The sequence below is a fragment of the Nguyenibacter sp. L1 genome, assembly GCF_035199985.1.
In the GTDB taxonomy this organism is placed as follows: Bacteria; Pseudomonadota; Alphaproteobacteria; order Acetobacterales; family Acetobacteraceae; genus Gluconacetobacter; species Gluconacetobacter vanlangensis.
The window spans coordinates 2,558,418-2,582,168 of sequence record NZ_CP127015.1; the positions used below are offsets into that span (position 1 = coordinate 2,558,418).

Below are 23,751 nucleotides of genomic sequence, written 5' to 3' on the forward strand. Positions count from 1 at the left end.
GGGAGATTGGCAGGCGCTCGGGTTGATGGACTGGGGCGGGTTCTGGGGCGACAGCCCCGTTTGTCACGGTCCGGCCGGTTGTAAACTGCGGGCGATGCCGCTGAACAAGCCGGCTTCTGGGCAAGCGGCGGCGAAGGCGATACGGACCCGTGTGGCGGTTTCGGTAATGCGTGCGGCGAGCTTGATCAGACGCATGCGTAATGTAGCGAACTCCGCTGCGCCAAGCGGCTGGGGCCTTGGGATGGCATCGCGCACCGTCAGCATCAGCCAATACGCGGCGGTGTGCAGCACCAAGCGGACCTGATTGGCCAATGCGGAGCGGCGGGCCTATCCTGAATTTCGTGTGTTTAGTGGTAAGTATCCAGGCGACGACGCGGTGATCAGGCGGCCATCGCGGCGGCCCGCTCGTAACCCTGTCCGATTTTCCGGGGCCACCTCTCATCTCGCGATTCATCAATCGCAAATATCGTTATGTGCCTCCGCCCCCCCCCCCCGAACACCCAAAAACTCTTTGGATCATCCCCTCAGGAAAACCCATCCTTCACCGCCCGGGGCATCGCCTGCCCGCGCGTCAGATCCACGATCCGCGCCGCCACGGCATCGCAGGCCACCACCGGCACCGCCACCACCAGCACGGCGCCGGCCGCGTCGAACCGCTCCTCCTCGATCGCGGCCCCCATGCCCGGCAGCCGTGCCCGCAACAGCGCCAGGTCGGAAAACCCGCAATGAAACGCCAGACGCGTCATGGCGACGATCGGCACGCGCGGCGCCAGGCGCAGGCATTCCGCTGCCGTGCCGCCATAGGCGCGGACCAGTCCCCCGGCCCCCAGCTTGATCCCCCCGAACCAGCGCGTCACCACCACGGCGACCCGGTCGAATCCCTGCCCGTCGATCACCTGCAGGATCGGCCGTCCGGCGGTGCCCCCGGGCTCGCCGTCATCGTCGCTGCGATAATCCTGCCCGATGCGATAGGCCCAGCAATTATGCGTGGCGTCGGCCACCGACACCGCGCGGACGAAATCCAGCGCCTCGGCAGGCGTGGCACAGGGCGCCGCCCGGGCCAGGAACCGGCTCTTGCGAATCTCCTTCTCGAACCGCGCCGGCTCGGACAGCGTGACCCGCCCCCCGCCGGCCGCGTCGCCAATCCCCTCGCTCACGCCTCCTCGCGCACCCGTCGCCGCTCAGGCGTCGCCGCCGGCCGCGTCCCCGCCGCCGAACAGCGCCACCAGGTCGCCCAGATGGCCGATCTCGTTCAGATGCAACCCCTCGGGCACGCTCAGCCGCGTATTGCCCCGCGCGACCCGCCGCGGCAGGAACGCCGCGTCGAATCCCAGCTTCTGCGCCTCCTTCAGCCGCGCATCGGCCTGCGCCACCTGCCGCACCTCGCCCGACAGCCCCACCTCGCCGAAATAGACCGCGCCCGCATGGGTCGGCCGGCCGGTGGCGGCCGACACCAGGGCGGCCGCCACCGCCAGGTCGGCGGCCGGCTCCAGCACCCGCAGCCCGCCCGCGATGTTCAGATGCACGTCCATGCCGTGCAGCTTCATCCCGCACCGCGTCTCCAGCACCGCCAGCAGCATGTTCAGGCGCGACGAATCCCACCCCACCACCGCCCGGCGCGGCGCGGAATCGCCCGATTTGGGCGACAGCAGCGCCTGCACCTCCAGCAGCACCGGCCGCGTGCCCTCGATCCCGGCAAACACCGCCGACCCGGCGATATTGCCGCGCCGCTCTGCCAGGAACAGCGCCGACGGGTTGGGCACCTCGACCAGCCCCTGGTCGGTCATGGCGAACACGCCGATCTCGTCGGTCGCGCCGAAACGGTTCTTGGCGGCGCGCAAGATGCGGAACTGGTGCCCCCGGTCGCCCTCGAAATACATCACCGCGTCGACCATGTGCTCCAGCACGCGCGGGCCGGCCAGCGCGCCCTCCTTGGTCACGTGCCCGACCAGGATCAGGCTGAACCCGCGCTGCTTGGCCAGCCGGATCAGCTCGAACGCCGTGGCGCGCACCTGGCTCACCGTGCCCGGCGCGCTCTCCACGCTTTCCAGCCACATGGTCTGGATCGAATCGATCACCACCAGCGCCACGTCGCGCTCGGCCTCCAGCGTGCCGGCGATGTCGGTCACGTTGATCGCCGCCGCCAGGTCCAGCCCCGGCGCATCCAGCCCCAGCCGCCGGGCGCGCAGGCGGATCTGGTCCACCGCCTCCTCGCCCGAGATATACATCACCCGCCGCCCGCTGCCCGCCAGCGCACACGCCGCCTGCAGCAGCAGGGTCGATTTGCCGATGCCCGGATCGCCGCCCACCAGCACGACCGACGCCGGCACCAGCCCACCGCCCAGCACCCGGTCCAGCTCGGCGATGCGCGTGCCGACGCGCGGCGGCGGCTCGGCCACCCCGTCCAGGCTGACGAAGGCGATCTTCGCACCGCGCCCCCGGCGCGGCGCGGCCCCGCCGGCAGGCGACGGCGCGGCGGATTCCTCGACGATGCTGTTCCACGCGCCGCAGGATTCGCACCGCCCCGCCCATTTGGGAAACACCGCCCCGCAGGACTGGCAGACGAAATGCTGGGCCGGCCGGCGGGCCACTAGCGCCGCAATTCCATGCTGATCGGCCCCTCGCGCCGGCCGTGGGTAAACTGGTCCACGATCGGGTTGCCGCTGTCCAGCAGCGCGCCCGCCGCCCCCTGCCAGATCAACCGGCCCTGGTACAGCATCGCCGCCTGGTCGCCGATCCGCTGGGCGGATGCCATGTCATGGGTGATCGCGATCGCCGTCGATCCCAGCCGCCGCACGCAATCGACGATCAGCCCGTCGATCACCGCCCCCATGATCGGGTCCAGCCCGGTCGTCGGCTCGTCGAAGAACAGGATGTCCGGCTGCCCGGCAATGGCGCGGGCCAGGCCCACGCGCTTCTGCATGCCGCCCGACAATTCGGCGGGGAACAGCGCCCCCACCGACGGGTCCAGCCCCACCTGCTCCAGCATCCGCCCGGCATGGGCGCGCGCCTCGGCCCGGCTCATCCGCGCGCCGTGACGCCGCCCGCTGGCCAGCAGGCCGAAGGCGACATTCTCCCAGACCGGCAGGCTGTCGAACAGCGCCGCGTTCTGGAACAGCATGCCGATCCGCTCGATCACCGCCTCGCGCCGCCGCGCCGACAACGGCACCACGTCCACCCCGTCGATCTCGATCGACCCCGCATCGGGGGTGATCAGCCCCAGGATACAGCGCAGCAGCACCGACTTGCCGCTGCCCGACCCGCCGATCACCACCATCGACGTGCCGGGCATGACATCCAGGTCGATGCCGTCCAGCACGATCTTCGGGCCGAACGCCTTGCACAGGCCGCGAATGCGGATCTTGGGAATGTCGGGCGTCATTGCGAAAAGAACACGTCGGTCAGAAGATAATCGGACGCCAGCAGCAGGATCGACGCCGCGACCACCGCCGCCGTGGTGGCGGCCCCCACGCCCTCGGCCCCGCCCCGGCTGTTATAGCCATGGTAACAGCCCATCAGCGCGATCAGGAACCCGAACACCCCCGCCTTCACCAGCCCCACCGTCACGTCGATCGGCTTCACGGCGGCAAAGGTCGCGGCGATATAGACGGGGGCCGAAAAATCCAGCTTGGCGATCGACACCGTAAAGCCGCCCAGCACGCCCAGTATATCCGCCACCACCACCAGGCACGGCAGCGCCAGCGTCCCGGCCAGCAGGCGCGGCGTCACCAGGTATTTCATCGGGTTGGTCGACAGGGTGCGCAGCGCGTCGATCTGGTCGGTCACCCGCATGGTGCCGATCTCGGCCGCCATCGCGGCCCCGACGCGCCCCGCGACCATCAGCCCGGCCAGCACCGGCCCCAGCTCGCGCGTCACCGACAGCACCACGATGCCGGCGATCGCGCTCTGCACATGGTACTGGGCAAAGCCGGTATAGGATTGCAGCGCGATCACCCCGCCCGAAAACAGCGCCGTCAGCGCCACCACCGGCAGCGAGAAGAAGCCGATCTCCACCAGCGACCCGAGGAAGATCCGCCAGTAGAAGGGCGGACGCACCAGGTGCGACAGCGCCGCGGCCCCGAACAGCGTCAGCGCCCCGGCCGTCCGGACCAGGTTCAGGGCGGCGCGCCCAAGGGCGGCGATGAAATCGAACAGGGCGTTCATGCGGAATACCGCGCGCAGGCCGCAGGGGCCGATCCGGCAGGTCGTCGCCAGTGCGCATGTTCGGTCAGGCTGTCAGACATGGCCCTGCCGTAGCGCGGCTTGGCCGGCGCGTCAAAATACGGAATGTCACACCAAAAAAAAACGGCGCCGTAAAGCGCCGCGTAGTTTAGGGAGGAAACGTCCATGAAGCGCGCATAACGCCACTTCATGCGCCATTATTGCCGGGCCGGACCGCGCCGAGTCAAGAAAATTGTGCACTGCAAAATCAACAAAATGCCCTATCCGGGGGCCGTGGTTCCAGGGTTCCAGGTTCCAGGGGCCGCGCGCCGGACCGCACATGGCCTCTGGCCAAGCCGCCCCCGCCGAAGCATAGTCCGCCCACGCGTCGAACATCCATGACGGACAAGGAGGGGATGCCATGCGCATTGCAATGATCGGCGGCGGCTATGTCGGCCTTGTCTCGGCGGCGTGCTTTGCCGAATTCGGCAACCAGGTCTCGGTGGTGGAAATCGACCCCGACCGCCTGGCCGCCCTGCGCGACGGGCGCATCCCCATCTACGAACCCGGGCTCGATACGCTGGTGGCCGACAATGCCCGCGCCGGCCGCCTGTCCTTCGGGTCCGACATCGCCGACGCCGTCACGGGGGCCGAGGCGATCTTCATCGCCGTCGGCACCCCGCCCCGCAACGGCGACGGCCAGGCCGACCTGACCTATGTGCACCAGGCCGCGCGCCAGATCGCCCGAGCCATGAGCGACTATGCCGTCATCGTCACCAAATCGACGGTCCCGGTCGGCACCAGCCGCCGCATCGCCGAAATCGTGCGCGAAACCCGGCCCGACCTCGATTTCGACGTTGCCTCCAACCCCGAATTCCTGCGCGAAGGCAGCGCGATCGGCGATTTCATGCGCCCCGACCGCGTGATCGTCGGCCTCGACCAGACGGCGCCCGACGGCGGCGCCCGCGCCCGCGCGGTGCTCTCGGCGCTCTACCGCCCCCTCTATCTGATCGAGGCCCCGGTCCTGTTCATGGCGCTGGAAACCGCCGAACTGACCAAATACGCCTCCAACTCCTTCCTGGCGATGAAGATCTCCTTCATCAACGAAATGGCCGATCTGTGCGACAAGGTGGGCGCCAATGTCCACGACCTGTCGCGCGGCATGGGGCTGGACGGGCGCATCGGCCGCAAATTCCTCCATCCCGGCCCCGGCTATGGCGGTTCCTGCTTCCCCAAGGACACGCTGGCGCTCACCCGCATCGCCCAGGAAGCCGGCGCCCCGACCCGGCTGATCGAGGCCACGGTGGGCGTCAACGACGCGCGCAAGGTCGCCATGGCCGGCCGCATCGCCGCCGCCGGCGGCGGCTCGGTGCGCGGCCGCCGCATCGCCGTGCTGGGCCTGACCTTCAAGCCCGAAACCGACGACATGCGCGAATCCCCCTCCATCCCCATCCTGGTCCGCCTGGCCGAGCAGGGCGCCGAACTCCGCGCCTTCGACCCGGTCGGCATGCAGGCCGCCCGCCCGCATCTGCCGCCCGGCATCACCTATTGCGACAGCGCCCTCGACGCCGCCCGCGACGCCGACACCCTGGTCGTGCTGACCGAATGGAACGAATTCCGCGCCCTCGCGCCAAACGCCCTGGCCGCCGCCATGCGCGGCCGCGTCATCGTCGATTTGCGCAACATCTTCGACCCCGCCGCCATGCGCGCGGCCGGCTTCCATTACCACTCGGTCGGCCGCCCCATATGAAGGCAGGCTGTTCTTTTTTGAAAAAAAGAACCAAAAAACTTTTGAATTTTTTATAAATATATGTCGGAGCAAACCCGACTCTTACAACGAATCAAAGTCTTTTTTGCGTCTTTTTCGGAAGACAAAAGAAGAAATAACGCCTCCCCGCGGACACGACGCCCGGCCCAACCCCCCAGGGCCCGACCGGACGCCGCAAGCCGCCAGAGGATTTACGGACGTGTCTCGTCCTCTTCGTCCTCATCCTCCTCCTCATCGTCCTCGAACACCGGTTCGACCGTTATGATGTCGGCATTCCCGGCGCGCAGCGCCTCGGCGTCGCGCTCGGCCTCGTCCTCGGTCTCGTACAGCCTGCCGTCGTCCGGATCGTCGCTCCACGCATTCTCCGGGCCCCAGAACTCGACTTCCCCGCCGTCGACCTCCCGGATCACCAGATACCCGACGATCATGTCGTCTTCGTCACCCATGACGTCCCCCTCTCTGCTGGACGGATGACGTATGGCGCAAGCCACGCAAAAGGAAAGGCCCCCCGAGAAATTTTAAGCCTTAAATGCCGTGCCGGGCGGCCGATGCGCGCGGGCCGGTCACGCCGCGGTCCCGCCTTCCGCCCCGATCTCCGCCAATTCGGAAAGAATGCCGTCCGCCAGCCGAAGTTCGGCCGCCGCCAGATTTTCCCTCAGATGGGCCAGCGACGACGTGCCCGGGATCAGCAGGATATTGGGCGCGCGCGCCAGCAGCCACGCCAACGCCACCTGCATCGGCGTGGCGCCCAGCCGCTCGGCCACGCCGGACAATGTCGCGGACTGTAACGGCGCAAAGCCGCCGAGCGGAAAATAGGGCACATAGGCGATGCCCAGCCGGCCCAGTTCATCGATCAGCGGGTCATCCCGGCGATGCGCAAGGTTATAATGGTTCTGCACGCAGACGATCTCGGCAATGCCGCGCGCCTCCGCCACCTGTGCCGCGGTGGCGTTGCTCAGGCCCAGATGACGGATCAGCCCCTGCCGCTGCAGCGCCGCAAGCACCGCGACCTGCACCGCGATCGAACCCTCGCTGGGGGCATGGATATCCCCCATCACCCGCAGGTTCACGACATCCAGGACATCGACGCCCAGATTGCGCAGATTGTCATGCACGCCGCGGGTCAGCGCGTCGGGGCTCTGCGCCGGGTTCCACGACCCGTCGGTCCCGCGCACCGCCCCCACCTTGGTCACGATCCGCAGATCGGGCGCATAGGGATGCAGCGCCTCGCGGATCAGCCGGTTGGTGACGTGCGGTCCGTAGAAATCGCTGGTATCGATATGGTCGACACCGGCCGCGACGGCCGCGCGCAGCACGGCAAGCGCGCTCTCGCGGTCGCGCGGCGGCCCGAATACGCCGGGGCCCGCCAGTTGCATGGCGCCGTAACCCATTCGATTCACGCGCCGGTCGCCCAGCACAAAGGTGCCTGCTTTCATAAGGTCGGTCATGTCCGCCTCCAGGGATAGGGACGGCATGACTATGGGCGTTGACCGCACGCGCGATAATCGGCTGAGATCGGCACAGGCTGTACGGAATCCCGAACAATGGCGGCGGATCTTCAGGATCTCCATGCGTTTCTGGCGGTGGTGCGGGCGGGCGGCTTCCGCGACGGCGCCCGCGCCCACGGTGTCTCGGCGTCGGGCCTCAGCGAGGCCGTGCGGCGTCTCGAAACGCGGCTGGGCGTACGATTGCTGCACCGCACGACCCGCAGCATCGCCCCGACCGAAGCCGGCGCGCGCCTCGCCGAACGCCTCGCCCCCGCGCTGGGCGAGGTCGAGGCGGCGCTGGACGTCGTCAATATTTGCCGCGACCGGCCGGCCGGCACGCTCCGGCTCAACGTGCCCGCCAGCGTCGCGCGCCTGGTCCTGCCGTCCATCGCCACGCCGTTCCTGAAACGCTATCCCGACATCAGGCTGGAGGTCATCGTCGAGGACAGGTTCGTCGACGTCCTGGCGGCCGGCTGCGACGCCGGCATCCGCTATGACGAGCGGCTGGAACAGGACATGATCGCAATCCCCATCGGTCCGCGCACGCAACGCGCCGCGACTGCGGCGTCACCGGCCTATCTCGCCGCCCGGGGCCGGCCGGAGCACCCGCGCGACCTCCTCGCGCATTCCTGCCTGCGCGGGCAGTTCGCCAGCGGCGCCATCCCGGCCTGGGAATTCGAACGCGACGGACAGATCGTGCGCATCGACCCCGCCGGCCCCTTGCTGGTCCGCCTGGGCGCCGCGGTGGACCTCGCCGTCTCCGCCGCCGTCCAGGGCCTGGGCGTCATCCATCTTTTCGAAGACTGGCTGCGCCCCCACCTGGACAGCGGCGCCCTGGTGCCGGTGCTCCAGCCCTGGTGGCAGGAATTCAGCGGCCCCTTTCTCTATTATCCCGGCCGCCGGCATCTTCCCGCGCCACTGCGCGCCTTCGTCGATTTCATCCGATCTGTCCCAGAAGACCCGTCTTGCGATAGCTCTCGATGATGTCATCGAACAGCGCGATGTCCGAACGACTCCGCGCCATGAGCTGGGCACCGGCAACGGCGGAGAAGAGGGCGCGCGCCCGCTGTGCGCACTCCTCCGGGGCGGCGCCATGTGCCGCGGCGATGACCCGGCTCAGCCAGGCCACGTTGGCGTCGGCAAAAGCCTGGACCTCGCGCCGTACCGCCTCCGGCAGGTCGTCGTACTCCGCGCTCATGAAACTGCCGAGACACAGCCGGTTACCGTTCTCCAGCGACCTGCGGAACAGGTCCGGATACCGGTGCAGGCACAGAACCGGGTCGGCAGTTTCCGCCCACATGGCCTCCAGCGCGGCCGCGGTATCCTCCCGATAGCGTCGCGCGACCGCCGCGCCGAGATCAGCCTTGCTGGGAAAGTGATAATAGACGCTCGCGGCCTTGATGCCGACATCCTCCGCAAGATCGCGGAAATTCAGGCCGCCATAGCCATGCGCCTGCGCGGCGCGCCTGGCCGCCGCCAGGATGCTCTCCCTGGAACCCGCGCGCATTCTCTCGCCCGCTGCCTCGCTCACGACCTCACCTCTCTCTCTACCAAGTGACAGATAGCCGTTGACGATGGAAATCTGAAGCCCTACGGTCACCTACCAAGTGACAGATAGGTTTCCGAAAATGAATGTGAAGAACACGAATCTGAATCCCGATCTGAATCCCGGCACCGCCGGGTCCGATGCCGGCGCGGTCGCACCGATGACGATTTACGATTGGCCCACCGGCCCCTATCCGGCGCGCGTCCGGATCGCCCTGGCCGAAAAGAACCTGCGATCGCACGTCCGGTTCGTGACGGTCGATCTCTGGAAAGGCGAGCATAAGACGGCTGATTTTCGCGCAAAGAACTACTCGGGCACGCTGCCGGTGCTCGAACTCGAAGATGGGACGTTCATCGCCGAATGCACCGCCATCACCGAATATCTCGACACGCTCGCGGGGCCTCCCGTCCTGACGGGCAGGACGCCGCGCGAAAAGGGCGTGATCCACATGATGAGCAAACGCGCCGAAATCGAATTGCTCGACGCCGTCAGTGTCTATTTCCACCATGCGACACCGGGGCTCGGACCTGCCGTCGAGATCTATCAGAACCCCGAATGGGGACTCCGCCAGCGCGACAAGGCCATCAGAGGGATGCATTACTTCGATGCCGTCCTCAAAAAACAGCCCTTCGCCGCGGGGGAAGCCTTCTCGATGGCCGACATCACGATCATAGGCGGCCTGATATTCGCAGCACTCGTGGACCTGCCGATTCCCGCGGAATGCACGGCGCTTCAGGCCTGGTACGCAAGAATGCAGGCGCGCCCCAGCGTCAGGGACCAGTTGGCGATGACCTCGCCGGCGCGCTGAACCCCGTGCGCCGGAACGGCCATGCCGAAAGACATGCGCCTGTTCACATCCGCGTCGCCTCCAACACGCGTACCCAATGCTCAAGCCGGCGCTTCAGATCGCCATTCCGGAGATGCTGCACCGCGTCCGGCGCCACGGCCTCGATAATCTCGAAAAGCAGCCCGTCCGTTCCATGAACATCCCAGGCTTGCTGCAGCGACGTGCAGGGATTGGTCCCCAGCCGCAACGTGAACCTGATCCTGTTCTCGATCGTCGACAGATCGGGCGCGTCGCCGACCCACACCTGATTCGTCGGCCGGCACCGCATCGCGTAAATGCCCGCGACCACCTTGCGTTCCTTATACTCCCGCGCGGATTCGCGTCGTTTCATCCGGTCCATGCCGTCCATATCCTTCATGGCGCGTGTTGGGGCGCGTCAAATTTATACCCGGATATATTGACGGGATGAGAGAATCAATATACCCAGTTGAAATGTCTTCAGATACTCCGGCCAACACATTGGCCATTCCCTGCACCGGATTCGCGGGCGCGCGAAAAATCGCGTCCGGATCCCTGGCGGACGTCGCCCTGGCGTTGAACCCCTTGGCCGAAACGGCCAAGGATCCCCTTCTGATTTTCGCGGACGACACGGGTACCGTTCTCGACATCGATCTCCGCGGCAGTACCGCCGACATGCTGTACCGCCTCACCCGATACCAGGCCCCTCAGCCTCCTCAGGCTCCCGCAGCCGCCAAGCCCCGCGGCCGGCCGAAACTGGGCGTGATCGCGCGCGAGGTCACGTTGCTGCCCCGCCACTGGGACTGGCTGGCCGCGCAGCCGGGCGGCGCGTCACAGGCGCTGCGCCGCCTTGTCGATCAGGCGCGCAAGGCCGATGGCGGCCAAACGGCAAGGCGCCTGGCGCATGAACGCGCCTATCGCGTCATGGCGGCGCTGGCCGGCGATTATCCCGGCTTCGAAGACGCGGCCCGCGCCCTGTTCGCCGACGACATCGACGCCTTGGCCCGCGCCGCCGCACCCTGGCCCCAGGACGTCAGAGACTACGCCGTCAAGCTCGCACAGCCCCAGGAACAGCCCCAGGACCAGTCTCGTGAGTGAACGGTCACGCAAGACCCGCCTGCGTCATTTCATCCACCGGGTCTGGAATCAGGGCGATGCGGACAGCGCAGCCACCTATCTCGCGCCCACCTACCGGATCCGCCATGACCCGGGGGACCCGTGGAACGGCATGACGCTCGATCTCGCAGGGTTCAAGGCGCGAGTCATCCGGCTGCGCGCCGCCTTTCCGGATCAGCATTTCGACATTCAGGGCCTCTACGCCGACGGCGACACGGTCGTGATGACCTGGCTGTGGAACGCGACCCACCTGGGCGACCTGCCGGATTTTCCGGCAACCGGACACACGATCGAAATGTCCGGCGCCACCGCCTATGGGTTCGACAGGTCCGACATGCTGACCGGACATTGGCAAGTCACCGATCGCCTCGGCGTCTACCAACAGTTGCAACGAAACAAATTGTCACCCCGACCCGATCCTCCATGAATGCCGTACGCATTCGGGGCCGGTGTTCACCCATCCCGTATCTCTGTACACTGCCCGGCATGACGGACGAGACCACCCCCCGCCTGAACCGCCGCGCCGCGCTGTCGTCCCTGGCCACCCTGGGCACGATCGGGCTGGGCACGATCGGACTGGGCGCCGCCGCGCGCGCCGGCACGCCGCCGCCAGCCACCCCTACCGCCCCGACGCCCCCGCAGGCGCCCGACCACACCCGCAAGGCCGAACCCAACGCATCGCATCCCTCGCCCGCCGACCAGCCGGGCGTCGTCTCCCGTCCCGTCGTGAAGACGCAAAGCGACGTCTTTTATCGCCCGACGATCCATTTTTCCCCCGTCACCGGCTTCATGAACGATCCGAACGGGCTGATCTTCGACGGCACGTACTATCATCTCTATTATCAATATGATCCGTTCGCGCCCTATGCCGGCCGGGTCCATTGGGGCCATGCCACCAGCACCGACCTGCTGCATTGGCAGGACCAGCCCATCGCCATCCCCGAAACCAGGGACGGCGAGGCCTATAGCGGCTGCACGGTGCTGGACGCGAAAAACGCCTCGGGCCTGTTCGATGCCGGCCAGGGCGGCATGGCCGCGATCTATACGCGCGCCAGCCCGCACCGGCAGGCGCAATATCTCGCCGTCAGCCGCGATAACGGACAGAGCTTCACGGAATACGCCCATAACCCGATCCTGGATATCGGTAGCAACTCCTTCCGCGACCCGCAGGTGATGTTCCACAAGCCCACCAATCAATGGGTCATGGTCGTCGCGAAGTCACGCCTGCACCAGATCGCGTTCTACGCCTCGATCGACCTGATCCATTGGGTGCATCTCAGCGATTTCGGCCCGTCCGGCCTGTTCGGCGTCGATTATGAATGCCCGAACCTGATCGAAATGGCGCTCGAAGGCGGCGGCACGCGCTGGGTGCTGTTCGTCTCGGTCAACCCGGGCGGCCCGACCGGCGGCAGCATCACCCAATATTTCGTGGGGCAGTTCGACGGCACGCGCTTCGTCCCCGACGACACCGTGATCGGCCTGACCGATTTCGCCAAGGACGCCTATGCGATGCAGGTCTACGGCAACATGCCGCGTGACGAGGCCGTGTCCATCGCCTGGCTCGGCAACTGGCAATATTGTCAGGAACTGCCGACGCAAAGCTGGCGCGGCATCATGACCCTCCCGCGCACCATGACGCTGCGACGCGATTTCGCCGGCTGGATCCGCCTGGCGCAGAACCCGCGCGGGCTGGAGGCCCTGCGCGGCCCGGCCATTCCCTTCGCGGCCCGGCGCCTCGCCGCCGGGTCCAGCGCGCAGGTCGCCCTGCCGCCCGGCACCGCGCTGGACCTCTCCCTCAGCGTCACCGTCGACGAGCGCCCGCACGATCTGCCCCTGGGCGACAAGGGACGCACCGGCCGCTTCGTCATCGTCTTCGGTAACGAGCAAGGCGAATCCCTCACCATCGGCTTCGACGCCTTCTCCGGCCAGCTCTGGCTCGACCGCAACAATCTCAGGGGCTTCGCACAGCCCTTCTTCACCGGCCAGTTCTCCACCGTGCTGAACCCGGACGACCGGCATTTCGACATCCATATCGTGCTGGATGCCTGCACGCTGGAAATCTTCGCCAATGGCGGCCTGTCGGTCGGCACGGCGCTGATCTTCCCGGCCGGCCCGCTCGATTTCCTGCGCCTGGAGGCCAGCGGCGCGGGCGCCACGATCGACACGCTGGCGCTCTATCCCCTGCAAAAGGTCATGCAGCGCGAATCGATGGTCTGACCGAGGGGCCGTCCCCTCAGCGCGACCCCTTGCGGGTACGTGACGCATTCAGCATCACGGCCGCGCGGATCAGCGCCTTCAGCGCCGCCGCGTCGATCGCATCGCCCTCGTGGAAATCGATGGCACGCCTGGTGTTGCCGTCCAGGCTCGCATTGAACAGGCCGGACGGGTCATCAAGCGCGGCCCCCCTGGCAAACGTCATCTTCACGACGCTCCTGTAGGTCTCGCCGGTGCAGATCATCCCGTCATGAGACCACACCGGAACGCCCCGCCATTTCCACTCCTCGACGATTTCGGGATCGGCATCCCGGATCAGCGCGCGCAGCCGCGACAGCATCCCGCCCCGCCAGTCGTCCAACGCCCCGATCTTCTCGTCGATCATCCGGGACGGAGAGTGTCCTTCCGGCAAGTCCCCCATGCCCATGACGGCTCTCCCCTCCGGCCCCCCCCCGCGACAAGCGGTTATCGGCGATTCCCGTTACCGGCTATTCCTGGCCGCTACCCGCCGCATGCCGCCAATGCCACGCGGTGCACAGCGCCATCCCGGCCACCCCCGCCGCCATGGTCGCGGCCATCGGCACGGGCGTCGCCAGCGACACGCTGCCCAGCAGCACGCCGCTCAGTGACCCGATGGTGAATTGCAGCGTCCCCATCAGTGCCGAGGCACTCCCCGCCTGGTGCCCATGCCGCGTAAAGGCCAGCACGGTGGCGTTCGGGTTCACGAACCCCAGCGACCCGGTCGTCACCCCGATCAGGCAGCAGACCAGCACCGGATGCGCCGGCCCCGCCACCCCGGCCAGCGCCGACAGCAGGAACGTCCCCGCCGCCACGGCCCCCACGATCACCCCGCGCCGCAACAGCACATGCAGCGCCACCCGATGCACCAGCCGGCTGTTGATCTGTGCCCCGGCGATGAACAGCGCGGCATTCACGCCGAAGAACGCGCCGAACTGCCCCGGCGTAAAGCCCAGGATCCGCTCGAACAGGATCGGCGCCCCGGCCAGATAGGCAAACACGACAAAGCTCGCGAAACTCTGCAACAGCGCCGCCGACAGGAACATCGGCTCCCGCGCGATCCCGACATAGCGCCACAGCACCGCCGAAAACGACAATGTCACCCGCCGCTCGCGCGGCATCGTGTCCGGCAGCGTCCAGGCGATGGCGACCACCCCCAGCGCGCCATAGATCACCGCGAACCAGAAGATCCAGCGCCAATGCCCGACCGACAGCACCAGGCTGCCCAGGCTGGGCGCCAGGATCGGCATCAACCCGAACACCAGCGTCAGTTGCGCCATGATCCGCGCGCCCTGCGCCCCGGTGGCGATGTCGCGCACGATGGCGCGCGGCACCACGATGCCCGCCGACCCGCCCAGCGCCGCCAGAAACCGCCAGACGCAGAACATCTGGTAATCGTCCGACAGCGCGCACCCCGCCGACGCCGCGCTGAACAGCGCCATCCCCCCCAGCAGCGGCACCCGCCGCCCGAGCCGGTCCGACAGCGGCCCCTGCGAGAACTGGCCCACCGCCAGCCCCGCGAACCACGCCGCCAGCGTGATCTGCGCCGAACCCGGCCCCCCGCCCAGGTCGCGATCCACCGCCGGAAAGGCCGGCAGGTACATATCCGTCGCCAGCGGCCCGATGGCGGTGATCAGGCCCAGCAATATGGTCATCCAGACCGGCATGGCCCCGACGGGAATACGGTGGCGCCAGGCCACGGACGACGATGAGGGAGAAGAGGAATACGACATGCACGCGCTCCAGCAGGGGCGTATGTCGATCTTTCACGGCCTGTTGTCCATCCTATTCTGCGGGCCGGCCCGTTCCGCAGCCCTGCACGTCCCTGTGCGCATGCCCTCCCGCGCCGCCGCCATCGCGCCGCGATGGCTCGGCGGTGGTTGGATTGGCCCGCCAGAGCGGTTATGTCAGCCTCCACGATCCATCACCCGCAAAGGCCATCCTCATGAACGATAACCCCAGCGATAACCCCAGCGACAACCAGGGCGACATCCCCAGCGGCATCCAAGCCACCCCCTCGGCCGACACCCCGCCGGACCGCCTCTCCGTCAACCCCGACAGCCCCCATCATGACGCCGCCCTGCTGGAACGCGGCATCGGCGTGCGCTTCAAGGGCGTCGAGAAGACGAATGTCGAGGAATATTGCATCAGCGAGGGCTGGGTCCGCCTCGCGGTCGGCAAGACGCTGGACCGCCGCGGCAACCCCATGACCATGAAGCTCCAGGGCCCGGTCGAAGTCTGGTTCAAGTCCTGACCGCCGGCGCAAAGCCCGCCTTGGCATCCGCGCCGGCACCCGCACGGGCGTCCACCCCCTCGCCCTGACCGGGATTGGTGTTAGGATCGGACCATACGGACATCAGGCAACAGGAGTATGTCCCATGGTTCCGACACAGCCGGACATCCCGGAAAGCGACCGCTTCACCGTGGTCATCGTCGGCGGCGGCGCGGCGGGCATCACCGTCGCGGCCCGCCTGCGGCGCGCGCGGCCCAACATGTCGGTCGCGATCATCGATCCCGCGACCATCCACGCCTACCAGCCCGGCTGGACCCTGGTCGGCGCCGGCGTGATGCGGCTGCGCGACACGCTGCGCCAGGAAGGCGGGCTGATCCCCAAGGGCGTGCGCTGGCTGCGCGCCGCCGTGGCCTCCTTCTCGCCCGACGCGCATAGCGTCACCCTCGCCGACGGACGGCGCATCGGGTATCGCCGGCTGGTGGTCTGCCCCGGCCTGCAACTGGACTGGCACAAGATCGAAGGGCTGCAGGACACGCTGGGCCGCAACGGCGTGTGCAGCAATTATTCGCGCGAAACGGTCGAATATACCTGGGCCTGCATCCAGTCGCTCAAGGGCGGCACCGCTCTGTTCACCCAGCCCCCCATGCCGATCAAATGCGCCGGCGCCCCGCAGAAGATCGCCTATCTCGCCGCCGACCACTGGCGCAAGGAAGGCGTCCTGCCGCGCATGAAGGTCGAATTCTGCCTGGCGGGCGACGCGCTGTTCGGCGTGAAATATTTCGTCCCCGCCTTGCAGGACATGGTCGATTACTACGGCATCGACCTGCGGTACAAGCACGACCTGGTGGCCGTCGACGGGCCCGCGCGCCTGGCCACCTTTGCCGTGACCGCCCCCGACGGCACGACGACCAAAATCACCCGCAGCTTCGACATGCTGCACGTCACCCCGCCGCAAAGCGCGCCGGACTTCGTCAAGTCCAGCCCCCTCGCCAATGGCGGCGGCTGGCTGGATGTCGACCCCGCGACCCTGCGCCACACGCACTACGACACCATCTTCGGCCTGGGCGACGTCATCGGCACCGCCAACGCCAAGACCGCCGCCGCCGCGCGGGCCCAGGCCCCCGTGGTGGTCGCCAACCTGCTGGCCTCGCTCGACGGACGGCCGCTGGACAGCCGGTATGACGGCTACGGTGCCTGCCCGCTGACCGTCTCGTACGGCCGGGTGATCCTGGCCGAATTCCTCTATGGCGGCGTCCCGGCCCCCAGCTTCGGCTACGACCAGCGCAAGCCCAGCCGCTTCGCCTGGTTCCTCAAGACCACGGTGTTCCCGAACCTCTACTGGAACATGATGCTGACCGGCCGCGACGTCAGCATCCCCCACAAACCGCTCGAAACCGCCGCCTGACCCGGTGGAAGGGGAGGCGCCTGTTGCCTCCCCTTGCGCAAACCATCTGTTCTTTTTTGAAAAAAAGAACCAAAAAACTTCGTTTGGGGATTTTTTGCCGGCGTGCACAAAGTCCCTGAACGAATAAAAGTCTTTTTGCTTCTTTTTCTTCAGAAAAAGAAGAATCCTTCCATCCTCCAAAACGGGCCGACCCAGACCCTCCATGCCAGGACGCTCACGCTCACGCTCATCGGGCCGCCTGACGCTCAAGGACGTCGCCCGCGCGGCCGGCGTCTCGACGGCCACGGTCTCCAACGCCTATGCGCGCCCCGACCAATTGTCCGGCGACTTGCGCCGGCGCATCCTCCGCATCGCGGAAGATCTGGGCTATCCCGGCCCGGACCCGCTGGCGCGCCATCTCAGCATCGGCCGCACCGGCACGGTCGCCTTCGTCTTCAGCGAAGACATGCCCTATGCGTTTTCCGATTCCGCCGTCCTGGCCCTGCTCCGGGGCGTCGCCACGGAATGCGAACGCAAGGGCATCAGCCTGATGCTGCTGCCGGTTCGCGCCAAGGCCGGCCCGGCCGCTCCCAGACAGCCGGTGATGGACGTCCTGGCCTCGGCGGCGGTCGACGGCCTCATTCTCTATGCCCTGTCGGGCTATGACGACGTCGTGACGGCCGCGTCGCGCCGCCAGGTGCCGCTGGTCATCATCGACCAGCCCAGGCGGACCGATATCCCCGTCGTGAGGATCGACGATTTCGCCGCCGCGCGCGACATGGCGCGCCACGTCGTCCGGGCCGGCCACCGCAGCGTCGGCATCGTCTCGCTCCGCACCCGCCGCGACGGCTATAGCGGGTTCATGGACCCGGAACGCCGCGCCTCCATCGGCGAAAGCACCGCCGCCCAGCGCCTGCGCGGCTTCTACGCGGCATTCGACGAGGCCGGGATCGGCGCCGATGCCATCCCCGTCTGGGAAAGCTGGGAAAACACCGAGCAGAACGGCGAACAGGCCGCCCGCGACATGCTCGCGCGCAAGAAGACCCGCCCGACCGCCATCCTGGCCATGAGCGACCGCCTGGCCCTCGGCATCATGGCGGACGCGGCGCGCCGGAAATTGCGCATCCCCCACGACCTCTCCGTCACCGGCTTCGACGACATCCCCCAAGCCGCCGCGACCGGGCTGACGACGATCCGCCAACCCTTCACCGAAAAAGGCGCTGCGGCCCTGCGGACGCTGTTCGACACCACAGGCCGATCCACGACCCTGGCAACCGAACTGGTCCAGCGAACCTCCCTGGCCCACCCGGCCCTCGAACGCTCGATCCCTCCGGTCAGGACCTGAAGGCAAACGAGTCTGCTTGGACGCTCAGGGTGAAGACCGCCGGCGAGCCTGGCATGACTTGGACGCCCCGAGCATGACCGTTTTACCAAGACCATTCATCAATGCCGCCAAGCATAAAATCAAGGAATGTCCGTGATTTTCTGGGTAACCACTTGCGTTGCGGCGATAATATATAGATCCGCGTATCGACGTTGGAATGCACGTTCCATTCGAGCAACACTCTTACAAGCCGGCCTTCCCGAATCAGCTTGTTGGCGACGAATGTCGGAAGAAGACCTATGCCCACCCCTTGCTCGACAGCATCAACCATAGCGTCCGTATTGTTAATCATGAGTCGTGGCGTGATCTGCTGCGTAATGATTTGTTCACCATTTCTCAGCGTCAAGTCGCTACGAAAATCGCCATCTGACGGGAAAAGAAGAGTTTCATCGGCCAATTCGGGGGGATGCGTTGGAACCCTCACAAGGTTGTGCTTTGCCCCAACCAGTATATATTGTAAATGACCGAGTTCACGCGCGACGTAATCGACAGGCGGAGAGGGGGTTACTCGTATCGCAAGATCAAATGCTTCCGCTCCCAGATCGACCGGACGATCGGAAAGGAAAAGATCAACACTTATATTTGGGTAATCCTTTATAAAGCGCCCAATCTGCGGCGTCAGTATCACCCGTCCAAGCGTTACCGGAGCGGTAACGCGAAGCAGCCCCTGTGGCTGCGCTCTCAACGCACTGACCCACGCTACGAGATCATGGCCCGCACGCTCTATGTCGCTCGCCTGCCGGTACACCTCATGTCCAACCTCGGTCAGCGTCAGTGAACGCGTCGTTCTGTGAAACAGCGCCACGCCGAGAGCGCGTTCTAAACTGGTTGTCTGTCGGCTGAGCGCCGAGGGAGACTGGCCAATCTGCCTCGCAGCCGCGGAGAGCGTGCCTGATCTCACGACCTGCAGAAAAGCAAGCAGTTGTGGTAGCAACGTCGAGAGATCTTCATTTGTGCGCGCCACGCAATACCCCATTCCGTACAATCCCACTTATAGGTGGAGCCACCTGAGAATAACAATTCCCGTATATCAAGCAAGAGTAGGACGTTTACCGAAGCGGGAGGAGTATCCTTGATAATCGACCGGATAATATGGCGTGGACACATAATCGTCGGTATCAGCCTGGGGTTCTCCGGTTTTTCTTATGCCGATCCCCACAACAATAATGAAATGTATAACGAATTCGATATAGATTGCGCAAAAGCATTGTCCATGGCTGGCGACCCCGATCGAATCTTCTTTATTCCTGTTCCATCAGGTGATCGCTTTCGCGCGTTACGCGAGAAACGGATCGACGTGGGCTTCTTCAATGCCAGCGCGAATATAAATAGGGAAATAATTGAAGAGGTTATATTCGTCCATCCAAATGTCACGGTCACGGCGAATGTGCCGGCTGGTGCGCGCGTACTCAATATCCTCACTCAAGAGGTTGATGTGCTCGCGGCCACGCTTCACGCCAACGGCGGGCGTGAAAGATGAGCGGACAAGCGGTGACACCGATGCTCCGCCCCCTTCCGAACCTACGGGTGAAGCAAGAACATTTGCTGACGGAAGTCGCCTTTGTCACGATCGGCCAATCGCCGCGCGACGACGTCGTACCCTCTATCCTGGACCTTGCGCGCACCCCGATCCGCGCGACCCAGTTCGGCGTGCTGGATAATCTGGATGAGGCTGCGCTCGCAGTGATGGCGCCCGGACTCGATGCGCCAAAGCTCGTATCGCGCCTGCGCTCGGGTCATGAAATATATCTGGACAAGGTACGGACCACCCTCTGCCTGCTCGACATGCTGGAGGCGATCGACCGCCAGGGTTTTGATCTGATCGTTCTGCTTTGTACCTGCCATATTCCGGAATTGCGTGCGTTGAATCTCCGCACGCCGTTCATCGAGCCTCAACGCCTCATGGATGTTTCCGCCGTCGGCCTGCTGACCGGCCTATGCCGGGTCGCGCTTATTTTTCCCACCCGCCAGGCCGTCACGCACCGATCCTATGAAGGGGTCGACACGGTCACATCCTGGCTTTCGCCGTACACCTACGCTCAAGAAGACCCCGGTTGGACGGAAAGACTGGACGCCGTGCTGATCGGCGTCGATTTGATCGTCATGCACTGCGTGGGTTTCTCCGAAGAAATCCGCGTGATACTGCAGCATCGGTACAAATGTCCGGTCCTTATACCCCTGCGGGTGATCGCCGCGGCAATCGATCTGATTGTCCAGGAGAACCCTGGTTCATGACGTCCTCTGGTCGCCCGGATGGCTGCAAGATGACGAATATCGTCGTCTGTCCGCCACACTTTACCAGCGCGCGGTGCTATTTTTATATGATGGCGAGACATTTATGCATCGCTATCTCTCGGACGGGGCTCCAGAAAACATTGAATTTTGGTCGGACAATATAAAGATAGCTGCAATAAAAGGATCGACTACGGCGGAAAACCTGAAGGCATATTTTATTCCGCGAGGCGTGCAGCCGCAAGTAAGACTCTATCATAGCCCGCAAGAAGCTCGGGAAGCTTAATTGAAAAACGAATGCCATACCTATTGCTTGGACCGATACCTGCTTTTTGGCGAACGCTCTCTTTTCTCTCATCCGAAGCAGCATCGTGTCAGGACCGAGCGGATTTCATTTGAGTATATGTCTCCAGTGGTCGCCCTCGGAGATCAGGCATGGGCACTGGCGGTCGGTATTATCATGAAGGCGCTAATAGCCGCAGAGGAAGTGGGGGTCAATCAGCGCCGAATTAATGGTCAGTTCGAAGACAACATTCATCGTAAACGCTTGTTCCGGCCTCGACCAGAAGTGGAAGAGAAACTGGGGATTCGCTCCGACTTTGTTACGAATATTGTTCGATCTATTGGCAATTATGCAGATATATTCGATCGAAATCTCGGTGCCGGCTCGGCTTTAGGCGCCCCAAGGGAAGAGAATGTACCCAGGTCTTGCGGTGGGATTTTGGCGAGCCTCTTGTTTAATTGAATATAAATCGAATACTGGAGAAGAATGTGTCGAATCATAGCTCTCAAGGGGCCGCTTTGGCAGAATATGCTTTGGCAATGTCGATCTCAGGAACGATCGGCGCCTTTGCGATCGAAAGTGGGCAGACGGCAATCAATACCGTCTTCGCGCGTTGCCTGATAGGAGGAATATTTCTCGGTGGATATGTTTTTTTAAATAGAAGCTTCTCTGAACTGAACCTTCAAAAGAAAAATATCTGGCTTCTTCCCGTTGTAGCGTCCTCAATCGTCGTCAACTGGATTTGCTTATTTTCTTCTTACCGATATGCTTCCATCGGTATGGTAACGATTATATACCACTTGCAGCCTGTTATGGTTTTCATCGGTGGATATTTCCTGTTTGGTGAATCTTTGTCAAAAACCCGTTTGTTTGCATTGCTTCTAGCCGCAGTCGGGACCGTTCTTATCGTATTGCCCGGCGGCCAGGGTGTTGCGACCTATGACCGGGCTACTCTCATCGGTTATGGCCTCGCAGCTACCGCTGCCATTTTTTACACGATCGCTACCCTCGCTGGTAAAAAACTCGTCGGTGTGCCTGCGCCAATAACGGCACTCTGCCAACTTGCTCTGGGTACGGTCGTGTTGTCTCCATTTGTTGACTATAGCCATTTGCCTCAGAACAGAATGCAATGGGGATGCCTCTTAACGCTGGGAATTGTCCATAGCGCCTTTATGTATATACTTATATACAACTCCTACAAAAAATTGCAAACGTCACAAATTTCCGTTCTCGGGTATTTGTATCCCCTCGTGGCCCTGCTAGTCGATATTTCATATTTCGGCAGAACGATAGATATTCGCCAGATATTCGGATGTATATTGATCGCTGGCTCCGGATTGTGCGCGTCGATATTGCCGATCAGAAAACTCGCTCAAAAGGCTTCTACAGTTTAGCGGATTGACCGCCAATCGGTTCAAGTCATGAACATGCAAATGCGGAACCAGAATTTTTCGCCTTTTTGGGGGCGCTCCATCGGCGCCCGATTTGGTTATCTTGAAGCGCAACGTGATTTCGACCCGGAGGTTGTGGTCAATCTCTTGAAATACGGAAACCATGACGGAAACGTACTGTATGTCGTTCGCCAAAGAATGGTCCGGGAAGTGTGCGCTGAGATCGCCAGCAGTTTCGACAAAATTGTCAGCAATGGAACGACGTCCCGCCCAGACGACGGGTATGTGCTGACGAAGCAGATCGGTGCCACGCAATTTGCAAAGAGCGGTACGTCGTGTGTACGCGCAGTATCAGAAAACGTCTCTGTCAATTTGGATCTTCTTGAAAATATCTCAAATGGTGACGTCAATGGATTGGTGATGAATCGGGAACTCGAGACGTCACTTTTGTCCCATGGCATCCACTTTGGAAGTGCACGATACAAAGGAGCGAGTGCCGCGTTTTTCGTGGTTCGGCAATGGCTTGACAATGGCAAGATGTTAATGGAGCGACGTTATGCGTCGATGGCGGCTGGACGGCCGGGAAACAGCTTTGAGAGGTTACGAAAGATTTTTCGGATTTGCCTTCATGCTTTTCTGTGTCTCTCCGTCGATTGCTAGGGCCAATTGCTTTCAGAATGGATTTGCCCGGGTGAAATGACGAATCAGGGATTTACGGGGCCGCTATATGCCCCGTCAGGAGCATTATCCACCGCCAATCTTCTTTCAATAGAGCCGTATCTGATATTTAGTCGATCGGGAACGCAATTAGGTCCGGATGGAAGACGTAGGCGGAGCCGGACAATTTCGACCTCGTACGAAAACGCTACATTAGTAAAGTATAGCATCTTTCGCTGGATGAGTGTTCAGATTATTCCGGCCTTTTCGTACGCGACTACGCGAGACAGGACAGGCGGGAGCATCGCGGGACGTGGTATTTCAGACCTACCCATAGATGCGAGTTTTCGTATTCCGACGGGAAGACCCAATTGGTGGCCTGATGCAAGCCTGTTCGTGGGTGCCTCGCTTCCCACCGGAGCTTATTCGAGGCTCGGCAATGCGGATGACGCAGGTGGATCTGGAGTCACAGGCCTTCATTTCATGGCGACAACACAGTCGAATTTCATCATTGGAAATGAAATGGGATTGCGAATACGAACTTGGTGGTCTGAACGACTCTATCCCGGCAATGCTCATTTTAAGGGAGTCAACGCTTACGTCTCGATTCCTGTGCAGGAAGGCGTCGCTCGGCCGCCACGAGTGACGCAGTTTGGTGTCGGGTTTGAGTTCGCGTTCGACGTTCGCTGGGTGCTGGCAGTTGATGTTCTCCACAACGCTACCGGGGCTGTCAGCACTGCCTATATGATGACGGATAATGGTGGCAGGTATTCGATGCATCACGACTACGCCGCCTCGGCCGACCAGACATTGGTGGCTCCAGGGTTCGAATATAATTGGTCACCATTCTCGGGAGTCATCGCCGGCTTTGCAACGAGTTTTTCGGGAGTGAATTCGCCGACGACCTTTAACGTTCAGTTGGCGTATAGTCATGTATTTTGATCAGGATGGGGTGTATCCCAGTACCGTGCCGAAGAGCCAGCTCCCCGGCTGACGGCGAAGGGGAACAGTTTCGGGGCTGGTGATAATGCATGGCTTCTCCGATGCACAGGCAGGTTTCCAGGCCGCGCGC

The 23,751-nt window shown here is 63.9% G+C and carries 27 protein-coding genes and 1 pseudogene; 15 read left to right on the forward strand and 13 right to left on the reverse strand.

The window, feature by feature from the left end:
* Positions 1-63: 63 nt before the first annotated feature.
* The 6 genes and pseudogenes from QN315_RS11575 to QN315_RS11600 form a co-directional block, all read right to left on the reverse strand.
* Positions 64-321: pseudogene (locus QN315_RS11575) on the reverse strand (transposase); the annotation flags it as partial.
* A gap of 203 nt (positions 322-524) precedes the next feature.
* Positions 525-1,157 carry a YigZ family protein gene (locus QN315_RS11580; protein ID WP_323989414.1) on the reverse strand — a complete coding sequence of 211 codons (633 nt, stop codon included), beginning with the start codon at positions 1,155-1,157 and terminating at the stop codon, positions 525-527.
* Positions 1,158-1,181: 24 nt separating this feature from the next.
* The gene (gene radA / locus QN315_RS11585; protein WP_323989415.1) at positions 1,182-2,591 is read right to left on the reverse strand and encodes a DNA repair protein RadA; all 1,410 of its coding nucleotides are present in this window, start codon (positions 2,589-2,591) and stop codon (positions 1,182-1,184) included.
* Positions 2,591-3,382: an ATP-binding cassette domain-containing protein gene (locus QN315_RS11590; RefSeq protein ID WP_323989416.1), complete on the reverse strand. Its 792-nt coding sequence runs from the start codon at positions 3,380-3,382 to the stop codon at positions 2,591-2,593. The genes radA and QN315_RS11590 overlap by 1 nt, the downstream gene beginning before the upstream one ends.
* Complete coding sequence (locus tag QN315_RS11595) at positions 3,379-4,164, reverse strand: ABC transporter permease (RefSeq protein ID WP_176640980.1); 786 nt, start codon at positions 4,162-4,164, stop codon at positions 3,379-3,381. The genes QN315_RS11590 and QN315_RS11595 overlap by 4 nt, the downstream gene beginning before the upstream one ends.
* Positions 4,161-4,373 carry a hypothetical protein gene (locus tag QN315_RS11600; RefSeq protein WP_176640979.1) on the reverse strand — a complete coding sequence of 71 codons (213 nt, stop codon included), beginning with the start codon at positions 4,371-4,373 and terminating at the stop codon, positions 4,161-4,163. Before QN315_RS11600 ends, QN315_RS11595 begins: the two co-directional genes overlap by 4 nt.
* 209 nt (positions 4,374-4,582) lie before the next feature.
* Between QN315_RS11600 and QN315_RS11605 the strand changes: the two genes are divergently transcribed.
* On the forward strand, positions 4,583-5,911 hold the full coding sequence (locus tag QN315_RS11605) for a UDP-glucose/GDP-mannose dehydrogenase family protein (RefSeq protein WP_323989417.1): 1,329 nt from the start codon (positions 4,583-4,585) through the stop codon (positions 5,909-5,911).
* 209 nt (positions 5,912-6,120) lie between these two features.
* Here QN315_RS11605 and QN315_RS11610 read toward each other — a convergent pair whose 3' ends face one another.
* The gene (locus QN315_RS11610; protein WP_323989418.1) at positions 6,121-6,375 is read right to left on the reverse strand and encodes a hypothetical protein; all 255 of its coding nucleotides are present in this window, start codon (positions 6,373-6,375) and stop codon (positions 6,121-6,123) included.
* 117 nt (positions 6,376-6,492) lie between these two features.
* On the reverse strand, positions 6,493-7,377 hold the full coding sequence (locus tag QN315_RS11615; protein WP_323989419.1) for an aldo/keto reductase family oxidoreductase: 885 nt from the start codon (positions 7,375-7,377) through the stop codon (positions 6,493-6,495).
* A gap of 96 nt (positions 7,378-7,473) precedes the next feature.
* Here QN315_RS11615 and QN315_RS11620 point away from each other — a divergent pair, with 96 nt between their 5' ends.
* Complete coding sequence (locus QN315_RS11620; protein WP_323989420.1) at positions 7,474-8,400, forward strand: LysR family transcriptional regulator; 927 nt, start codon at positions 7,474-7,476, stop codon at positions 8,398-8,400.
* Here QN315_RS11620 and QN315_RS11625 read toward each other — a convergent pair.
* Positions 8,354-8,947, reverse strand: a complete 594-nt coding sequence (locus tag QN315_RS11625) for a TetR/AcrR family transcriptional regulator (protein ID WP_323989421.1) — start codon at positions 8,945-8,947, stop codon at positions 8,354-8,356. The genes QN315_RS11620 and QN315_RS11625 overlap by 47 nt on opposite strands.
* Before the next feature lie 97 nt (positions 8,948-9,044).
* Here QN315_RS11625 and QN315_RS11630 point away from each other — a divergent pair, with 97 nt between their 5' ends.
* Positions 9,045-9,770 (forward strand): glutathione S-transferase, encoded by a 726-nt coding sequence (locus QN315_RS11630; protein ID WP_323989422.1) that lies wholly within the window; start codon positions 9,045-9,047, stop codon positions 9,768-9,770.
* A 43-nt stretch (positions 9,771-9,813) separates the two neighbouring features.
* On the opposite strand, the gene QN315_RS11635 is transcribed toward QN315_RS11630, so the two are convergent.
* A complete protein-coding gene (locus tag QN315_RS11635) occupies positions 9,814-10,149 on the reverse strand; it encodes a GIY-YIG nuclease family protein (protein ID WP_176640852.1) in 336 nt (111 codons plus the stop codon).
* Between the two features lie 119 nt (positions 10,150-10,268).
* Here QN315_RS11635 and QN315_RS11640 point away from each other — a divergent pair, with 119 nt between their 5' ends.
* The 3 genes from QN315_RS11640 to QN315_RS11650 are packed head-to-tail and all read left to right on the forward strand — an operon-like array spanning position 10,269 to position 13,100.
* Positions 10,269-10,865, forward strand: a complete 597-nt coding sequence (locus QN315_RS11640) for a DUF2239 family protein (RefSeq protein ID WP_323989423.1) — start codon at positions 10,269-10,271, stop codon at positions 10,863-10,865.
* Positions 10,858-11,310: an ester cyclase gene (locus tag QN315_RS11645; RefSeq protein WP_323989424.1), complete on the forward strand. Its 453-nt coding sequence runs from the start codon at positions 10,858-10,860 to the stop codon at positions 11,308-11,310. Before QN315_RS11640 ends, QN315_RS11645 begins: the two co-directional genes overlap by 8 nt.
* A 59-nt stretch (positions 11,311-11,369) precedes the next feature.
* A complete protein-coding gene (locus QN315_RS11650) occupies positions 11,370-13,100 on the forward strand; it encodes a glycoside hydrolase family 32 protein (protein WP_323989425.1) in 1,731 nt (576 codons plus the stop codon).
* A gap of 16 nt (positions 13,101-13,116) precedes the next feature.
* On the opposite strand, the gene QN315_RS11655 is transcribed toward QN315_RS11650, so the two are convergent.
* A complete protein-coding gene (locus QN315_RS11655) occupies positions 13,117-13,524 on the reverse strand; it encodes a DUF1801 domain-containing protein (protein WP_323989426.1) in 408 nt (135 codons plus the stop codon).
* A gap of 61 nt (positions 13,525-13,585) precedes the next feature.
* Complete coding sequence (locus QN315_RS11660) at positions 13,586-14,782, reverse strand: multidrug effflux MFS transporter (protein WP_323993438.1); 1,197 nt, start codon at positions 14,780-14,782, stop codon at positions 13,586-13,588.
* A 335-nt stretch (positions 14,783-15,117) separates the two neighbouring features.
* On the opposite strand from QN315_RS11660, the gene QN315_RS11665 reads away from it, so the two are divergent.
* The 3 genes from QN315_RS11665 (at position 15,118) to QN315_RS11675 (ending at position 18,077) form a co-directional block, all read left to right on the forward strand.
* The gene (locus QN315_RS11665; protein WP_176641714.1) at positions 15,118-15,369 is read left to right on the forward strand and encodes a DUF3297 family protein; all 252 of its coding nucleotides are present in this window, start codon (positions 15,118-15,120) and stop codon (positions 15,367-15,369) included.
* A gap of 124 nt (positions 15,370-15,493) precedes the next feature.
* The gene (locus tag QN315_RS11670) at positions 15,494-16,753 is read left to right on the forward strand and encodes an FAD/NAD(P)-binding oxidoreductase (protein WP_323989427.1); all 1,260 of its coding nucleotides are present in this window, start codon (positions 15,494-15,496) and stop codon (positions 16,751-16,753) included.
* A gap of 202 nt (positions 16,754-16,955) precedes the next feature.
* Positions 16,956-18,077 (forward strand): LacI family DNA-binding transcriptional regulator, encoded by a 1,122-nt coding sequence (locus tag QN315_RS11675; protein ID WP_323989428.1) that lies wholly within the window; start codon positions 16,956-16,958, stop codon positions 18,075-18,077.
* Between the two features lie 82 nt (positions 18,078-18,159).
* Here the strand turns inward: QN315_RS11675 and QN315_RS11680 are convergent, their stop codons facing one another.
* Positions 18,160-19,092, reverse strand: coding sequence for a LysR family transcriptional regulator (locus QN315_RS11680; RefSeq protein WP_323989429.1), 933 nt, complete (start codon positions 19,090-19,092; stop codon positions 18,160-18,162).
* 96 nt (positions 19,093-19,188) lie between these two features.
* On the opposite strand from QN315_RS11680, the gene QN315_RS11685 reads away from it, so the two are divergent.
* The 6 genes from QN315_RS11685 to QN315_RS11710 all read left to right on the forward strand — a co-directional run bounded on the left by QN315_RS11685 (position 19,189) and on the right by QN315_RS11710 (position 23,621).
* Complete coding sequence (locus QN315_RS11685; RefSeq protein WP_323989430.1) at positions 19,189-19,596, forward strand: hypothetical protein; 408 nt, start codon at positions 19,189-19,191, stop codon at positions 19,594-19,596.
* On the forward strand, positions 19,593-20,351 hold the full coding sequence (locus tag QN315_RS11690; RefSeq protein ID WP_323989431.1) for an AroM family protein: 759 nt from the start codon (positions 19,593-19,595) through the stop codon (positions 20,349-20,351). The genes QN315_RS11685 and QN315_RS11690 overlap by 4 nt, the downstream gene beginning before the upstream one ends.
* Before the next feature lie 283 nt (positions 20,352-20,634).
* Positions 20,635-21,093 carry a hypothetical protein gene (locus tag QN315_RS11695; protein WP_323989432.1) on the forward strand — a complete coding sequence of 153 codons (459 nt, stop codon included), beginning with the start codon at positions 20,635-20,637 and terminating at the stop codon, positions 21,091-21,093.
* A 26-nt stretch (positions 21,094-21,119) separates the two neighbouring features.
* Positions 21,120-22,025: a DMT family transporter gene (locus tag QN315_RS11700; RefSeq protein ID WP_323989433.1), complete on the forward strand. Its 906-nt coding sequence runs from the start codon at positions 21,120-21,122 to the stop codon at positions 22,023-22,025.
* Between the two features lie 39 nt (positions 22,026-22,064).
* On the forward strand, positions 22,065-22,682 hold the full coding sequence (locus QN315_RS11705; protein WP_323989434.1) for a hypothetical protein: 618 nt from the start codon (positions 22,065-22,067) through the stop codon (positions 22,680-22,682).
* 480 nt (positions 22,683-23,162) lie between these two features.
* The gene (locus QN315_RS11710; protein ID WP_323989435.1) at positions 23,163-23,621 is read left to right on the forward strand and encodes a hypothetical protein; all 459 of its coding nucleotides are present in this window, start codon (positions 23,163-23,165) and stop codon (positions 23,619-23,621) included.
* Positions 23,622-23,751: the final 130 nt, after the last annotated feature.